Source organism: Klebsiella scottii (genome assembly GCF_036561945.1).
GTDB lineage: Bacteria > Pseudomonadota > Gammaproteobacteria > Enterobacterales > Enterobacteriaceae > Klebsiella > Klebsiella scottii.
Genome location: NZ_JARXNI010000020.1, coordinates 270,849 through 286,528, shown reverse-complemented (window position 1 = coordinate 286,528; position 15,680 = coordinate 270,849). Strand labels below are relative to the sequence as shown.

The following is a 15,680-nucleotide window of genomic DNA, read 5'->3' as shown; positions in this document are numbered from 1 at the left end:
ATTGCCTCGCTTTTACTGCATATGACGGTTAGTGGGACTGTCTGTTTCTGAGTTAACCAGCGTGCGACGGGAACGCGCAGGCGTCCAGTCCAGTGCGCCGATACGGACGAGATAAACCAGACCAGCCAGTAGCACTAAAATGAAAATTGCGGCTTCCACAAAGCCAACCCAGCCGCTTTCGCGGATAGAGGTCGACCATGCGTAGAGATACAGGGCTTCCACGTCGAAGATAACGAAGAACATGGCAACCAGATAAAACTTCGCAGAAAGACGTAAGCGAGCCGAACCAACGGAGTCGATCCCCGATTCAAACGGCGTGTTTTTGCTACGCGCGCGCGCGCGACCGCCGAGGTACCAGCCCCCGACAAGCATCAGGCAGCACAGGCCGATGGCAATGATGAGAAATATAGCGAATGCCCAATGATGAGCGATGACTTCAGTGGATGTTGACATACGCATTGCTTAACCAAAAAAGTGTAGCGCTAAACCCTCTGCTCTTACTGGCAGATGAACGCCACAGCGTTTCACGGGGAGGAATAAAAAAATAACCTTGCAAAAAAGCGTCCCTACTTATCGTAGAAGGCCATATGCGCTGGCTTTTTACCCCTTTCTTTAACCTTTTGTCAACTTCAACAAAAGTTTTAACAACATTAATTTACATTAGGTTTTTTTCATTAACATTAAATGCCCTTTTATGCGAAATAACCTTGCATACCAATTGGATTTAGTGTTGTTGAATCGTGTCCGTTTCCATTGTAAATCATAATTACCCGCCTATTTTGACAGGATTTAGCCTCGATTCCTCCCCCTAAGGAGGGGTATTTTCTTGATCTGTGACACGCTTTTGTTAATTAAACCAAAAAAACAGCAACAAACTGGCCGGTTTTTTAACATTAGCATGAACTATTGAAAGTGCAGGGGAAAGTAGAGAAGTGTGGGTGGGATTGCTTCTAACCAACTGATATACATAACAATAAAACAACAATATATTAAAAATCAGCGTAAAATAAGAAAAAAAAGAACCGCAGGGTCTAATTCTGACCTCAGCGGTTCCTTTTTGCATTTACATTTTGTTACCAGCTTTTTGTGACGAGCGTGGCTTTGATCACCCTCACGAGATGAGGGTATGGCCTCCCCCTTCGGGGGTAAAAAGCGGGTCCGACGACCAGAGGTTATGGTCCTGACTCAGCGACTGAAAAATGGCCTGCGCCAGTTCACTTACGCTCTGCGGATCGCAGCTCAAAACGTAGCGCGTATCCGGTAATCCGGGCAGGCCGTCGCTCTTGCCTACCACCCGCAGCTCGGGGCTCATCATTTCTACCGGCCGCGCCGTAACGCCCAGCCCGGCTTTCACCGCCGCTTTTACGCCCGCAAGTGAGGACGCAGAGTGGGCCAGATGCCACGGGGTTTGAGCGCTATCGAGCGCCGAAATAATATCATCCCGGAAGGGACCAGGTCCCTCAAGCAGGATCAGCGGCACCGACGCCTCATGGGGCAGCACGTAGTCCGCCGCGCAGTACCACAGGGTGGGTGAAATGCGCAGCGTCAGCATTTCAAAGCTGTCAGACTGATGGGTGGTCAACGCGAGATCTATCGCGCCCTTTGCCAGCATGTCCACCACCTCAGCATAATTCAGAACCTTAATTTCCAGGGTCAGCCGCGGGTAGAAGCTGCCGATCCGATTAAGTAAAAACGGCAAAATGGTATCCGCCGTTTCGTCGGTTGCGCCGATAGTCAACGTGCCCTGCAGGCTGCTGAACATTAGCGACATGCAGGCTTCATCATTAAAGCGCAGAATTTTCCGCGCATAGCCGAGCAGCTGAATGCCCTGCTCAGTTAATAACTTATTCCGCCCGTGGCGGGCAAAGAGCTCTTTTCCGACCAGCTGTTCCAGCCGCTGCATCTGCTGGCTCACCGCAGACTGGGTACGGCATACCGCGGTTGCTGCGGCAGCAAAAGTACTCAGATCGGCGACGGCAACAAACGTTCTCAGCAGATCGAGGTCGAGATTTAGTATTGGACGATTTGCATTTATCATGTTGCTTCACTCACAGGTGGCTATCGCTTACCTGCCTTGTTGATGCTGTGCTCCAGGTTTCCGGCTATTCCTTGAGCCTCGTGTCATCCGCAAAATGGAAACGGGTGACAGCTGGAAGAACGTTATTGCATTTGAAAGTACTCGTCCGCGTCAATTGTGCGGAACCTCTGAGTCATATTTTGTTCGTACGCCTAAGCTTTTTCTAATTACGGTGACCCGCTTTATGTGACCTGATTCAAAAAAGCCATCAATAGCGCTGCCCTGCACATCAATACGCAGTCAGCCTCTGCCAACGCTCGCTGAACGACAAACAAAAAGCCTGCAATAACAATATATTAATAAGAAAAACCGCATTATTTACGAGGTTTATTTGATATTAACAACGACATCCTAACCGAAAACAGAATTATTTATAAGGGCAAATTAGTATTATTAAAGATAATTTTAAGCATTTTTTCAGGACTTTAATTAAATTAACAAAACCAGGATTATTCATTGTCAAAAAATAAGGGTCATTAATCTCTTAGATGTTTTTATTAAGTATATTTAACATTACCGCTACAGTCTTCCACTATCAGTTAAAAGCATAGTGCTTTTTTGTGAGCAAAAAAGTATCAACGCAGGCCCTTCCCGCAGCTTCAAACCAGATAAAGATTCATCATATAGCGATAAAACCACGATATTTGACCAATAAAATACAACTTAAAGGCATATTCTATAAAGACAAAAGCCAATCAACAGATAAATCGATTACCCTAAAAAAAGAGTAATAGCAAAATCTTCTCCTGTTAACCCTTCAAAACAGCGGGGATGAAGAGTACATTGTTCCGAGCTGACTTCCACGGCAGGGAGTGGCGATAACAGCTAAAAAGGTCAAAGATTCATGTCCCCTATCGAAAAATCCAGCAAGTTAGACAACGTCTGTTACGACATCCGCGGCCCGGTTCTGAAAGAAGCGAAGCGCCTTGAAGAAGAAGGCAATAAAGTCCTCAAGCTGAACATCGGCAACCCGGCACCGTTTGGCTTCGATGCCCCGGATGAAATCCTCGTTGACGTCATTCGTAATTTACCGACCGCGCAGGGCTACTGTGACTCTAAAGGCCTCTACTCGGCGCGTAAGGCTATCATGCAGCACTATCAGGCTCGCGGCATGCGCGACGTGACGGTTGAAGATATTTATATCGGCAACGGCGTATCGGAACTGATTGTCCAGGCCATGCAGGCGCTGCTGAACAGCGGTGACGAAATGCTGGTCCCGGCGCCGGATTATCCTCTGTGGACGGCGGCGGTATCGCTCTCCAGCGGTAAAGCAGTGCACTATCTTTGCGATGAGTCCGCCGACTGGTTCCCGGATCTCGACGATATTCGCGCAAAAATCACCCCGCGCACCCGCGGGATCGTGATTATCAACCCCAACAACCCGACCGGCGCGGTCTATTCAAAAGAGCTGCTGCTGGAGATCGTCGAAATTGCTCGTCAGCATAATCTGATCATCTTTGCCGATGAAATCTACGACAAGATCCTCTACGACGAAGCCCAGCACCACTCGATCGCCGCGCTGGCTCCCGATCTGCTGACGATCACCTTTAACGGCCTGTCAAAAACCTATCGCGTTGCCGGCTTCCGCCAGGGCTGGATGGTGCTCAATGGCCCGAAAAAGCACGCCAAAGGTTACATCGAAGGTCTGGAAATGCTGGCCTCTATGCGCCTGTGCGCCAACGTTCCGGCGCAGCATGCCATTCAGACGGCGCTTGGCGGCTATCAAAGCATCAGCGAGTTTATTGTTCCCGGCGGGCGCCTGTATGAACAGCGTAACCGCGCCTGGGAGCTGATTAACGAGATCCCAGGCGTCTCCTGCGTTAAGCCGAAAGGCGCGCTGTATATGTTCCCGAAAATAGACGCAAAGCGTTTTAACATTCACGACGATCAGAAGATGGTTCTCGACTTCCTGCTGCAGGAGAAAGTGCTGCTGGTTCAGGGCACCGCCTTTAACTGGCCGTGGCCGGATCATGTGCGTATTGTTACCCTGCCGCGCGAAGACGATCTGGAAATGGCCATTTCGCGGTTCGGCCGCTTCCTCTCTGGCTATCACCAGCTCTGATAAGTCGAACCCGCCGCCGGTATTTGCATCCGGCGGCAATCCCTGCGCACAATGGAACCCGATGTTGTCACTGATTAAGGGTCCTTATGAGTCAGAGTCATTTCTTTGCCCACCTCTCCCGCCTGAAGCTGATTAACCGCTGGCCGCTGATGCGCAACGTGCGCACCGAAAACGTGTCCGAACATAGTCTGCAGGTCGCTATGGTCGCCCATGCGCTGGCGGCAATTAAGAATCGCAAGTTTGCGGGCAACGTTAACGCCGAGCGGATTGCGCTGCTGGCGATGTATCATGATGCGTCGGAAGTATTAACCGGCGACCTGCCAACGCCGGTTAAATATTTCAACTCGCAGATCGCCCAGGAGTATAAGGCCATCGAGAAAATCGCCCAGCAAAAGCTGATTGATATGGTCCCCGACGAGCTGCGCGATATTTTTGCGCCGCTGATTGATGAACACCGCTATAGCGAAGAGGAAAAATTAATCGTCAAACAGGCGGATGCGCTCTGCGCCTATCTGAAATGCCTCGAAGAGCTGTCGGCCGGCAATAACGAATTTTTACTGGCCAAAGGCCGGCTTGAGAAAACGCTGGAATCCCGCCGCAGCGATGAAATGGATTACTTTATGCAGGTGTTTGTTCCGAGCTTTCATCTCTCTCTGGATGAAATCAGCCAGGATTCCCCGCTGTAAATCGACGCCAGCCCGGCCAGCGGCCGGGCCATGAGGAACCGGGGTTCAGAACGGGAACAGGACCGGGATCAGCAGCACGCAAACCACCATCACCAGCACGGTAAAAGGTACGCCGATCTTCACAAAATCGCTGAACGAGTATTTACCGGGGCCAAGCACCAGGGTGTTAACCGGTGAAGATACCGGGGTCATGAATGCCGCCGAAGCCGCCATCGCCACCACCATGGCAAAGGGATAAGGCGACACGCCCATTGAGTTCGCCGCCGCTAGCGCAATCGGCGCCATCAGCACCGCCGTTGCGGTGTTTGAAATAAACAGGCCAATTGTCGCGCACATCACAAACAGGCAGCCCAGCATTAAATATGGCCCTTTGCTGCCGGCAACGTCCATCAGTCCCTGGACCACTAAATCTACGCCGCCGGTTTTTTGCAGCGCCAGCGCAAAGGGCATCATCCCGACGATCAGAATAATGCTCGGCCAGTGAATCGCTTTGTAAGCGCTCTCGGCGTTGATACAGCGAAACTTCCCCATCAAAAGGCAGGAGATAATAGCGGCGATGGGATTGGGGATTTCATCGGTGAGCATCAGGGCCACCATCAGCACCAGGCAGAAAATAGCGTGCGGCGCCTGGCTGTGGGCCGGTGACGCATCGTTAACCTCGATCGGCATATTTAACACAACGAAATCACGCCCGCGTTTCGCCAGCAGGGCAATCTGCCGCCAGTTGCCGACGACCAGCATGATATCCCCAAGCTGCAGGGACTCATCCACCACCGCTCCATCGAGGGCTTTACCATCCCGCTTCAGACCGACAATATTGAGCCCAAAGCGGGTGCGGAAGGCAATTTCACGCACCGTTTTGCCGATAAGCTCCGAGTCGGGGATCAGCGTCACCTCCGCCATGCCGACATCCAGCGCCTGGTCGGAGAAATACTCCCCGCGAAGCACCATCGGCTCAAGCATTTGCTCTCCGCAGAACTGGCGTAAATCGACGTCCGATGCCGACATGTCAATCAGCAGGACATCGCGGGCGCGGAACTCGGATACCCCGTTAACGTTCACAATCACCCGCCGAAAACGGCGCCAGCGCTCCACGCCGATAACGTTAGCGCAGTAGCGCTCGCGTAGCTTAAGGTCGTCCAGCCGCTGGCCAATCATCGGTGAGCCGGGGCGGATCGCCAGGCGACGCGCCCTGCCGGTTAAATGGTACTCTTTGATTAAATCGCGAAAGGTGCTTTTCTTACGCCCGTCGCGCGCCAGCTCGCTCTCATCGCCTTTCAGCATAAAGCGGACCGCCAGCATATAGAACACGCCCAGAACCAGAACCACGAGGCCAATTGGCGTCACGCTAAAGAAGCTAAACCCCTGGAGCCCTTCGCGTATCAGCTCGCTGTTCACCACCAGGTTGGGCGGCGTTGCCACCAGGGTCATCATGCCGCTGATCAGTCCGGCAAAGCTCAGCGGCATCATCAGGCGCGACGGGGAGGTATTCATACGGGCAGAAACGCTCAGCACGACCGGGATAAAGATCGCCACCACCCCGGTTGAGCTCATAAAAGCGCCAAGCCCGGCGACGGTCAGCATCAGGTAGACCAGCATTTTTGTTTCGCTGCTGCCCGCCACCTTCACCAGCCAGCTGCCGACTTTACTTGCCACCCCGGTGCGCACGAGGCCGTCACCGATGATAAACAGCGCGGCGATAAGAATAACGTTCGGATCGCTAAAACCGGAAAACGCTTCGCTAAGCGTCAGCGTATCGCTGAGGACAAAGGCCACAATCACCAGTAGCGCAATAGCATCCATGCGCACTTTTCCGGTAGCGAAAAGCACAACCGCAACGGCAAGAAGAGATAACACCCAAATCAGTTCACCGTTCACAACTTATCCTTGTCTGAAGATGGAGCCGGAATTGTGGCACAAAAAAGCCCCGGCAGCGCGGGGCTAAATCATGAGATTATGCTTTAAGCGTGACGCTAACGTTGCCGTCTGGCTGCCGGACAATGATCAGATCTTCGAGGCTGGTCAGCACAAAGTCTGCTTCATCGAGACGCGGTGCGTCGGCAGGCACGTTTACGGCAATCGTACGGCATCCGGCGCTCAGGCCGGACAGTAATCCCGCCGGCGCGTCCTCAACCACCGCACACTCCTGCGGGGCCAGCCCCAGCAGCTCGGCCCCGAGCAGATAGGCATCGGGCGCCGGCTTGCCGTGCCTGACCCGCTCCGCCGTGACGAAGATTTTAGCTTCGGGCAGGCCCCCCGCGCGATGGCGCGCATGGGCGACGGGCACCGAACCCGAGGTGACGATAGCCCACGGAATGCCTGCATTATCCAGCTGAGTCAGCAGCGCAACCGCTCCCGGCAGCGCCGTGATGCCGTCGGTGTCCTGTGCTTCTACCGTTTCCAGATAGCGGAATTCTGCCTGAATCTCCTCTTCGCTGCGCCCGGGTAAAAAATGGCGTAAAGAGGTTATCGCCTGCTTACCGTGGATAAAGTTCAGCACTTCATCATGCGGGATACCGAAACGATCCGCCCATGTACACCACGAGCGCTCCACCACCGGTAACGAATCGACTAACGTCCCGTCAAGATCGAACAGGAAACCTTTACACTGCACGGAAACCTCCATCAGGCATTGATAATTTGATTAATTTCGTTGCTGCTCAAATGGTACTGGCGCGGGCATGAGTGCCAGGCGGTGAGCATACGCTGATATTTTTCCCACATCGGCGTTTGCGAATTGAAGCCGTGGGTGCCGGCGTCAAAGTGGCTGTAGCGCCCCTCTACGTTGACGATAAAGCGCACGTAGCCGAGGAAACGCGCTTCGGTGGCCACGTCGAATCCCAGGAAGGTCACCCGACGTTCGTCGATTTCGCTGCCGTCCTTGAGGTTAGTCCAGGAGACGTGCATCGCATGATACATTTCCATGACATCGATAACGGTACGGCAGGTTTCTTCAGTCAGCTCACCAAACTCGCGGTCCAGTTCGCGCATCTGCAGCCCGTATCCACGCTCGATGATGGTCTGCAGACGGCGATAGCGCTCAGCGTTGTCCGGGTCGAGCATCGTCATCATCTTGTACTGATTTGACAAAATCAGGCGCTGCGCATTGGTCATTTCCATTTCTTGACTCCTGTGGCACTTTACGGCGTGAAAAAAGAAGGCGCATTAATCATGCGCCTTCTTTTATATGCGTTTTCACTGGGGAATTACAAATCATCAAGGAAAGTTTTATCCAGTTGTTTGAAGGCGCGCTTAAGCGTGTCAGCTAAAGCCTGGTAATCCGGCTTACCGTCAACCGGCGCCAGCGCCTGCCCCGCCTCCTGCAGTTTGCCGCGAACTTCATAAAACCAGTTCAAAACCGACGGCGGCAGCGGCGTCACCGAACGTTTACCCAGCCACCACAGTCCCTGCATCGGCAGACTCAACGCAAACAGCGCCGTGGCGACCGCAGGGCCCAGCTGGCCGCCGAGGGCAATTTGCCAGCACAGGGTAAAGACGGCGACCGGCGGCATGATACGAATCGCGTAGCGGGTAGCGCGAATAATGCGGTTTTCAATAAACACCGGGGCGAGGCGTTTATCTAAAGGCCAGGTCTTTGTGTAGTGCTGCCCGCGGCGAAACAAGCTGAAAAAGCTAACGGGACGATTCTCGGGTGTCGACATGGCTGTACCTCAACTTTACATATAAATCTTAAAATATTCGTGCAAAACACCAACTGTGCATGACAACGTTCAAAACATTTTGGCAATGGGTGCGGCAATCAGGTATCCTGTGCCCACCTGAAAGGGCGTTAGACCCTTTTACCAGGTTAGTCAAATTATCGCATATTCTGCCATTGTCTGAAAATTATCCAAAATGGCATAAAATCAAATGTACTTATCTCATCGTGCCCGGAAACAGAACAAGGCATGATGTTAATCATAAATGTCGGTGTCATCCTGCGCTACGCTTTGTGACACAATGACGTTTTTTTAGCCACGTATTATAAAAGGTACTTCCATGTCGAGTAAGCTAGTACTGGTTCTGAACTGCGGTAGTTCCTCACTGAAATTTGCTATCCTTGATGCTCTCAACGGTGACGAATATCTGTCCGGTTTAGCCGAATGTTTCCATCTTCCTGAAGCGCGTATCAAATGGAAAATGGATGGCAGCAAACAAGAAGCAGATTTAGGCGCTGGCGCAGCTCACAGTGAAGCGCTTAACTTTATCGTTAACACTATTCTGGCACAAAAACCAGAACTGTCTGCTCAGCTGACCGCAATTGGCCACCGTATCGTTCACGGTGGTGAAAAATACACCAGTTCCGTGGTGATTGACGATTCCGTCATTCAGGGCATCAAAGACTCCGCCTCTTTCGCACCGCTGCACAACCCGGCGCATCTGATCGGTATTGCTGAAGCGCTGAAATCCTTCCCGCATCTGAAAAACAAGAACGTTGCCGTATTCGACACCGCGTTCCATCAGACCATGCCGGAAGAGTCTTACCTCTACGCCCTGCCGTACAGCCTGTACAAAGAACACGGCGTACGTCGCTATGGTGCCCACGGCACCAGCCACTTCTACGTGACTCAGGAAGCGGCAAAAGTCCTGAACAAACCGGTTGAAGAGCTGAACATCATCACCTGCCATCTGGGTAACGGTGGTTCTGTTTCCGCGATCCGCAACGGTAAATGCGTTGATACCTCTATGGGTCTGACCCCGCTGGAAGGCCTGGTAATGGGTACCCGCTCCGGCGATATCGACCCGGCAATCATCTTCCATCTGCACGACTCCCTGGGCATGAGCGTTGATGCAATCAACAAAATGCTGACCAAAGAGTCCGGCCTGCTCGGTCTGACTGAAGTCACCAGCGACTGCCGCTATGTTGAAGACAACTACACGGATAAAGCAGACGCTAAGCGTGCTATGGACGTTTACTGCCACCGCCTGGCGAAGTACATCGGCTCCTACACCGCGCTGATGGACGGTCGTCTGGACGCGGTTATCTTCACCGGTGGTATCGGTGAAAACGCGGCGATGGTTCGTGAACTGTCTCTGGGCAAACTGGGCGTACTGGGCTTCGATGTTGATCATGAACGTAACCTGGCGGCCCGTTTCGGCAAGTCCGGCTTCATCAACAAAGAAGGCACCCGCCCTGCTCTGGTCATCCCGACCAACGAAGAGCTGGTTATCGCGCAAGACGCCAACCGTCTGACCGCCTGATTCCACACCGCCAGCGATAAGCCTAAATAATTCGGGTTACAGGAAGGCGGCGACGCAGCGAATCCCCGGGAGCGTATGAGTAGTACGTGACCGGGGTGAGCGACAAATCTGTCCGAAACAGATTTGATCGTGGTGTCGCAGCGGCCCGCAAGGGCGAGGCTCAAGGATGAGCCGGGTAACAAAGCCAACGCGCATGCAACCTGAAGTATGGCGGGAAGCTGGTGGTGCAGTTTTGCATCCCGCCTGATACTGGCGGTAACGAAAGAGGATATATCGTGTCCCGTATAATCATGCTAATCCCTACCGGAACCAGCGTAGGCCTGACCAGCGTCAGCCTCGGTGTTATCCGTGCTATGGAACGTAAAGGCGTTCGTCTGAGCGTCTTTAAACCTATCGCGCAACCGCGCGCTGGCGGCGATGCGCCTGACCAGACTACCGCTATCGTTCGCGCTAATTCCAACCTTCCGGCCGCAGAGCCGCTGAAGATGAGCCACGTTGAGTCGCTGCTGTCCAGCAACCAGAAAGACGTGCTGATGGAAGAGATCATCGCTAACTACCACGCCAGCACTCAGGATGCTGAAGTTGTGCTGGTAGAAGGCCTGGTTCCGACGCGTAAACACCAGTTTGCCCAGTCGCTGAACTTCGAAATCGCCAAAACGCTGAACGCTGAAATCGTCTTTGTGATGTCTCAGGGCACCGACACCCAGGAACAGCTGAACGAGCGTATCGAACTGACCCGCAACAGCTTCGGCGGCGTGAAGAACACTAACATTACCGGTGTTATCGTCAACAAGCTGAACGCGCCGGTTGACGAGCAGGGACGTACCCGCCCTGACCTGTCAGAAATTTTCGATGACTCTTCGAAAGCGAAAGTGGTCAAGATCGATCCGGCTCAGCTGCAGAACGGCAGCGCGCTGCCGATTCTCGGCGCGGTGCCGTGGAGCTTCGATCTGATTGCCACCCGCGCAATCGATATGGCGCACCACCTGAATGCCACCATCATCAATGAAGGCGACATCAATACCCGCCGCGTAAAATCCGTTACCTTCTGTGCGCGCAGCATTCCGCACATGCTGGAACACTTCCGCGCAGGTTCCCTGCTGGTGACCTCCGCCGATCGTCCTGACGTACTGGTTGCAGCCTGCCTGGCGGCGATGAACGGCGTAGAAATCGGCGCTCTGCTGCTGACCGGCGCCTACGAAATGGACGCCCGCGTGAGCAAGCTGTGCGAACGCGCGTTTGCCACCGGCCTGCCGGTATTCATGGTGAACACCAATACCTGGCAGACCTCTCTGAGCCTGCAGAGCTTCAACCTGGAAGTGCCGGTTGACGATCACGAGCGTATCGAGAAAGTTCAGGAGTACGTGGCCAGCTACATCAACGCCGACTGGATCGAGTCTCTGACTGCGACCTCCGAGCGCAGCCGTCGCCTCTCTCCGCCGGCCTTCCGCTACCAGCTCACCGAGCTGGCGCGCAAAGCGGGCAAACGCGTCGTTCTGCCGGAAGGCGACGAGCCGCGTACCGTTAAAGCAGCGGCAATCTGCGCAGAACGCGGTATCGCGACCTGCGTGCTGCTGGGTAACCCGGATGAGATCAACCGCGTTGCCGCCGCTCAGGGCGTAGAGCTGGGTTCTGGTATCGAAATCGTCGATCCGGAAGTGGTTCGCGAAAGCTACGTGGCTCGCCTGGTCGAACTGCGTAAGAGCAAGGGTATGACCGAAGCGGTTGCTCGCGAGCAGCTGGAAGACAACGTGGTTCTCGGCACGCTGATGCTGGAACAGGACGAAGTCGACGGCCTGGTGTCCGGCGCGGTACACACCACCGCCAACACCATTCGTCCGCCGCTGCAGCTGATCAAAACGGCTCCGGGCAGCTCTCTGGTCTCCTCCGTGTTCTTCATGCTGCTGCCTGAACAGGTTTACGTGTACGGCGACTGCGCGATTAACCCGGACCCAACCGCAGAACAGCTGGCGGAGATCGCTATTCAGTCCGCAGATTCCGCGATTGCCTTTGGCATTGAACCGCGCGTGGCGATGCTCTCCTACTCCACCGGCACCTCCGGCGCGGGTAGCGACGTCGAAAAAGTTCGTGAAGCGACGCGTCTGGCTCAGGAAAAACGTCCTGACCTGATGATCGACGGCCCGCTGCAGTACGACGCTGCCGTTATGGCTGACGTGGCAAAATCCAAGGCGCCGAACTCTCCGGTTGCCGGCCGCGCGACCGTGTTCATCTTCCCGGATCTGAACACCGGTAACACCACTTACAAAGCCGTACAGCGTTCTGCCGACCTGATCTCCATCGGGCCGATGCTGCAGGGTATGCGTAAGCCGGTGAACGACCTGTCCCGTGGCGCGCTGGTAGACGATATCGTCTACACCATCGCGCTGACCGCGATTCAGTCGTCTCAGCAGCAGCAGTAACACTCTCCGCTGGCGCCTGCGCCGGTTGGTGAAAAAAAAGGCGACCTCGATGGTCGCCTTTGTTATTTACAGCAGCTCTCTCGCCGCCGACACAATATCATGCGCCGTCAGGCCATACTCCTTCTGCAGGAAATCCTGGGTACCGACCTGGCCATAACGCTCCTTCACCCCCACGCGGCGCATCGGCACCGGGCAGGTTTCCACCAGCACCTCGGCCACGGCCGATCCCAGTCCGTTGTGAATGCTGTGGTTTTCGCAGGTCACAATGCGCCCGGTTTTCTCGGCATAATTTTTCACCAGCATGCGGTCGATAGGCTTGAGGGTAAACATATCGATTACCGCCGCGCTGACGCCTTCCTGCTCAAGCTGTCGCGCCGCCTCCAGCGCTTCCGCCACCATAATACCGTTGGCAATCAGGGTGATATCTTCGCCTTCTCGCAGGACGTAGCCCTTGCCGATGGTAAACGTCGAGCCCGGCGCGTAAACGCTCGGCGCCTGCTTGCGGATGGTGCGCACCCAGTAGAAACCGTTGAGCGTCATCAGCTGACGCAGGATATCGTCGAACATCACCGCATCGGTGACCTCCAGCACCACCGAGTGCGCAAGGCCGCGAACGATCCCCATATCTTCAAACGACATATGGGTGCCGCCGTTATGGCAGGCGGTAACGCCGGCGTCGGAGGCAATGACCTTGACGTTGTTACGCTGATAATCCAGCGCCATAAACAGCTGATCGAAGCAGCGGCGGCTGGCAAAGGCGGTAAAAGTATGCACAAACGGCCGGCGCCCGGTCAGCGACAGGCCGGCGGCGGTCCCGATAACGTTGGCCTCCATAATGCCGCAGTTGATCACGTGCTGCGGATAATCCCGCGCCACGCCGTCCATTGCCATCGAGCTCATCAGATCGGCTTCGAGGGCGATAATGTCGCTCCCGGCCTCAATCTGCCGGGCGACAAATCCGGCATACACTTTACGCATTTCCACTGCGTCTTTTTGTCCTGCGGGTGCGACGTTAATCATGTGCGGCCTCCAGTTGACGAATTGTCTCGTTCAGCGCCGCTGTCATCTCATCCGTCAGGCGCAGGTGATGGGAATTGCTGAGCTGCTCGAGATACGGCACGCCCTGCCCTTTAATGCTGTCGAGGATCACCACCCGCGGGCGCGCATCGGCAGCCGGAACGGGCTGTACAGCCGCCAGCAGCCCGACGATGTCGTCCCCCTTCACGGTGATGGCGTCAAAACCAAAGGCGCGGAACTTCTCCTCGAGGTTGAAGGCGCGGATAATTTCGTCGAGAGCGCCGTCGAGCTGCAGTTTGTTCCAGTCAACAAACACCGTCAGATTATTCAGGCGGTGGTGGGCGATAAACTGAAACGCCTCCCAGCACTGTCCCTCATTCAGCTCGCCGTCACCGACAATGCAGAATACCCGATTCGAACGCCCGGCCAGCTTATGGGAGAGCGCCATACCGCCGGCGATAGAAATCCCCTGCCCCAGCGAACCGGTGGTCGCATCCACTCCCCGCGTTTTCAGGCGATCCGGGTGGCTCGGCAGACGGGTCCCGTTATGGTTAAGCGTGCTGAGCTCTTCCATCGGGAAATAGCCCTTGATGGCTAAGGTGCTGTACAGCGCCGGTCCGGCATGGCCTTTTGACAGCACAAAGTAGTCGCGCTCCGGCCAGTCCGGGTCGGCGGGATCGATTTTCATCACCGCGCCGTACAGCACCGCCAGCGTTTCGACGACCGACATGCTGCCGCCGTAGTGGCCAAAACCCAGATTCGTCAGCGATTTAAGCGTGGCGACGCGAATGTCGCGCGCCAGTTGGGTCACTTCTTGTACATTCATGATTTGGCTCCGGTATTCTCCTGCGCGCCATTGCCCGCAGATTTCTTCTTCGCAAAGACGTTGTACGCGACCAGCAGAGCGAACAGCGCCACAACAAGACCCGTAATCGCAAACGGCGACAGATAGCGCGCCAGGTTGCCGAGCACGATACCGATCGCGCCGAAATCGGCGTCTGAGAAGGTGGTATTGGCAAAACCGATCGCCCCCAGAACCGGCAGCAGCAGCACCGGCAGGAAGGTGATCAGCAGACCGTTAGCAAACGCGCCAATCATTGCGCCCCGACGACCGCCGGTGGCGTTGCCGAAGACCCCCGCCGTCGCACCGGTGAAAAAGTGCGGCACGACGCCCGGTAGAATCAGCACCAGGTTCATTTGCCCAAGCAGGAACAGCCCCACCAGACCACCGAGGAAGCTAAACAGGAAACCGATCAGCACCGCGTTGGGCGCATACGGGTAAACCACCGGGCAATCCAGCGCAGGACGCGCGTTCGGCACCAGTTTTTCTGAGAAGCCGGTAAACGCCGGCACGATTTCCGCCAGGATCAGGCGCACCCCTTGCAGGATGATAAACACCCCGGCGGCGAAGGTAATCGCCATGATGATGGCGTAGACCAGATAGTTCTGGCCGCCGCTGAAGGTGCTTTCCACATACTCACGCCCGGCGCTCACGGCCATGATCAGGTAGATAATCATCATCGTCAGGGAGATAGAGATTGAGCTGTCGCGCAGGAAGCTTAGGTTCTTCGGCAGGTTCATCTCTTCGGTGGAGCGGGAGCCTTTTCCGCAGACGCTGCCAATCCAGCCCGAGAGCACGTAGCCCAGGGTGCCGAAGTGGCCGAAGGCGATATCATCGGTTCCGGTAATTCGCTTCATATAGCGCTGCGCCAGCGCCGGGAAGAACGCCATCACCAGGCCGAGGATCAGCGAACCGGTAAACACCAGCCCGACGCCTTCGAAGCCCGCCACGGTGAGGATCACGCCGATCATACAGGCCATATAGAAGGTATGATGCCCGGTCAGGAATATATACTTCAGCCGCGTAAAGCGGGCGACGATAATATTCGCGACCATACCAAAAGCCATAATCAGCGCGGTTGACGCACCGTATTTTTCGAGGGCAATAGAAACAATCGCCTCGTTATTTGGAATAATCCCCTGGATATTAAAGGCATGTTCAAACATTCCTCCCAGCGGATTCAGCGAGCCAACTAATACCGTCGCCCCGCCGCCCAAAACAATAAAACCAAGAATTGTTTTAATCGTTCCTTTTACGACGTCAGAAAATGATTTTTTTTGTGCGACCAGGCCGATCAGCGCAATTAACCCCACCAGCACCGAGGGCACTTTCAGAATATCAACAACAAAATTCAGCGTTTCAAGGATAAACATAT

Annotated in this window: 13 protein-coding genes; 4 read left to right on the top strand and 9 right to left on the bottom strand. The window is 54.8% G+C overall.

Going from position 1 to position 15,680, the window contains the following annotated elements; translation table 11 throughout:
- Nucleotides 1–12: 12 nt before the first annotated feature.
- On the bottom strand, nucleotides 13–459 hold the full coding sequence (gene nuoA / locus QFI97_RS09190) for an NADH-quinone oxidoreductase subunit NuoA (protein ID WP_004865103.1): 447 nt from the start codon (nucleotides 457–459) through the stop codon (nucleotides 13–15).
- Between the two features lie 652 nt (nucleotides 460–1,111).
- Nucleotides 1,112–2,038: a LysR family transcriptional regulator gene (locus QFI97_RS09185; RefSeq protein ID WP_331834750.1), complete on the bottom strand. Its 927-nt coding sequence runs from the start codon at nucleotides 2,036–2,038 to the stop codon at nucleotides 1,112–1,114.
- Nucleotides 2,039–2,921: 883 nt separating this feature from the next.
- On the opposite strand from QFI97_RS09185, the gene alaA reads away from it, so the two are divergent.
- Both alaA and yfbR read left to right on the top strand, forming a co-directional pair.
- Nucleotides 2,922–4,139 carry an alanine transaminase AlaA gene (alaA, locus tag QFI97_RS09180; protein WP_041146565.1) on the top strand — a complete coding sequence of 406 codons (1,218 nt, stop codon included), beginning with the start codon at nucleotides 2,922–2,924 and terminating at the stop codon, nucleotides 4,137–4,139.
- Nucleotides 4,140–4,225: 86 nt separating this feature from the next.
- On the top strand, nucleotides 4,226–4,825 hold the full coding sequence (yfbR, locus tag QFI97_RS09175) for a 5'-deoxynucleotidase (RefSeq protein ID WP_095100566.1): 600 nt from the start codon (nucleotides 4,226–4,228) through the stop codon (nucleotides 4,823–4,825).
- A gap of 45 nt (nucleotides 4,826–4,870) precedes the next feature.
- Here yfbR and QFI97_RS09170 read toward each other — a convergent pair whose 3' ends face one another.
- The 4 genes from QFI97_RS09170 to yfbV all read right to left on the bottom strand — a co-directional run bounded on the left by QFI97_RS09170 (nucleotide 4,871) and on the right by yfbV (nucleotide 8,487).
- Nucleotides 4,871–6,703 (bottom strand): SLC13 family permease, encoded by a 1,833-nt coding sequence (locus QFI97_RS09170; RefSeq protein WP_346430972.1) that lies wholly within the window; start codon nucleotides 6,701–6,703, stop codon nucleotides 4,871–4,873.
- A gap of 76 nt (nucleotides 6,704–6,779) precedes the next feature.
- On the bottom strand, nucleotides 6,780–7,439 hold the full coding sequence (locus QFI97_RS09165; RefSeq protein ID WP_095101339.1) for a sugar phosphatase: 660 nt from the start codon (nucleotides 7,437–7,439) through the stop codon (nucleotides 6,780–6,782).
- Between the two features lie 11 nt (nucleotides 7,440–7,450).
- Nucleotides 7,451–7,945, bottom strand: coding sequence for a YfbU family protein (locus tag QFI97_RS09160; RefSeq protein ID WP_095100562.1), 495 nt, complete (start codon nucleotides 7,943–7,945; stop codon nucleotides 7,451–7,453).
- A gap of 86 nt (nucleotides 7,946–8,031) precedes the next feature.
- The gene (yfbV, locus tag QFI97_RS09155; RefSeq protein ID WP_041146569.1) at nucleotides 8,032–8,487 is read right to left on the bottom strand and encodes a terminus macrodomain insulation protein YfbV; all 456 of its coding nucleotides are present in this window, start codon (nucleotides 8,485–8,487) and stop codon (nucleotides 8,032–8,034) included.
- Nucleotides 8,488–8,824: 337 nt separating this feature from the next.
- Between yfbV and ackA the strand changes: the two genes are divergently transcribed.
- Both ackA and pta read left to right on the top strand, forming a co-directional pair.
- Complete coding sequence (ackA, locus tag QFI97_RS09150; RefSeq protein WP_331834753.1) at nucleotides 8,825–10,027, top strand: acetate kinase; 1,203 nt, start codon at nucleotides 8,825–8,827, stop codon at nucleotides 10,025–10,027.
- A 275-nt stretch (nucleotides 10,028–10,302) separates the two neighbouring features.
- A complete protein-coding gene (gene pta, locus QFI97_RS09145) occupies nucleotides 10,303–12,447 on the top strand; it encodes a phosphate acetyltransferase (RefSeq protein WP_095101337.1) in 2,145 nt (714 codons plus the stop codon).
- Between the two features lie 66 nt (nucleotides 12,448–12,513).
- On the opposite strand, the gene QFI97_RS09140 is transcribed toward pta, so the two are convergent.
- Genes QFI97_RS09140 through QFI97_RS09130 form a run of 3 tightly spaced genes read right to left on the bottom strand, consistent with a single transcriptional unit; the run spans nucleotide 12,514 to nucleotide 15,678 of the window.
- Complete coding sequence (locus QFI97_RS09140) at nucleotides 12,514–13,467, bottom strand: transketolase family protein (RefSeq protein WP_346430971.1); 954 nt, start codon at nucleotides 13,465–13,467, stop codon at nucleotides 12,514–12,516.
- Complete coding sequence (locus QFI97_RS09135; RefSeq protein ID WP_346430970.1) at nucleotides 13,460–14,290, bottom strand: transketolase; 831 nt, start codon at nucleotides 14,288–14,290, stop codon at nucleotides 13,460–13,462. Before QFI97_RS09135 ends, QFI97_RS09140 begins: the two co-directional genes overlap by 8 nt.
- On the bottom strand, nucleotides 14,287–15,678 hold the full coding sequence (locus QFI97_RS09130; protein WP_045856066.1) for a PTS ascorbate transporter subunit IIC: 1,392 nt from the start codon (nucleotides 15,676–15,678) through the stop codon (nucleotides 14,287–14,289). Before QFI97_RS09130 ends, QFI97_RS09135 begins: the two co-directional genes overlap by 4 nt.
- Between the last annotated feature and the right edge of the window lie 2 nt (nucleotides 15,679–15,680).

Bases quoted from the DNA above. Each gene is read 5' to 3' on its own strand.
- ackA (WP_331834753.1), top strand. From the start codon at position 8,825: ATGTCGAGTAAGCTAGTACTGGTTCTGAACTGCGGTAGTTCCTCACTG.
- alaA (WP_041146565.1), top strand. From the start codon at position 2,922: ATGTCCCCTATCGAAAAATCCAGCAAGTTAGACAACGTCTGTTACGAC.
- QFI97_RS09160 (WP_095100562.1), bottom strand. From the start codon at position 7,945: ATGGAAATGACCAATGCGCAGCGCCTGATTTTGTCAAATCAGTACAAG.
- nuoA (WP_004865103.1), bottom strand. From the start codon at position 459: ATGCGTATGTCAACATCCACTGAAGTCATCGCTCATCATTGGGCATTC.
- QFI97_RS09140 (WP_346430971.1), bottom strand. From the start codon at position 13,467: ATGATTAACGTCGCACCCGCAGGACAAAAAGACGCAGTGGAAATGCGT.
- yfbR (WP_095100566.1), top strand. From the start codon at position 4,226: ATGAGTCAGAGTCATTTCTTTGCCCACCTCTCCCGCCTGAAGCTGATT.
- yfbV (WP_041146569.1), bottom strand. From the start codon at position 8,487: ATGTCGACACCCGAGAATCGTCCCGTTAGCTTTTTCAGCTTGTTTCGC.
- QFI97_RS09130 (WP_045856066.1), bottom strand. From the start codon at position 15,678: ATGTTTATCCTTGAAACGCTGAATTTTGTTGTTGATATTCTGAAAGTG.
- QFI97_RS09185 (WP_331834750.1), bottom strand. From the start codon at position 2,038: ATGATAAATGCAAATCGTCCAATACTAAATCTCGACCTCGATCTGCTG.
- QFI97_RS09135 (WP_346430970.1), bottom strand. From the start codon at position 14,290: ATGAATGTACAAGAAGTGACCCAACTGGCGCGCGACATTCGCGTCGCC.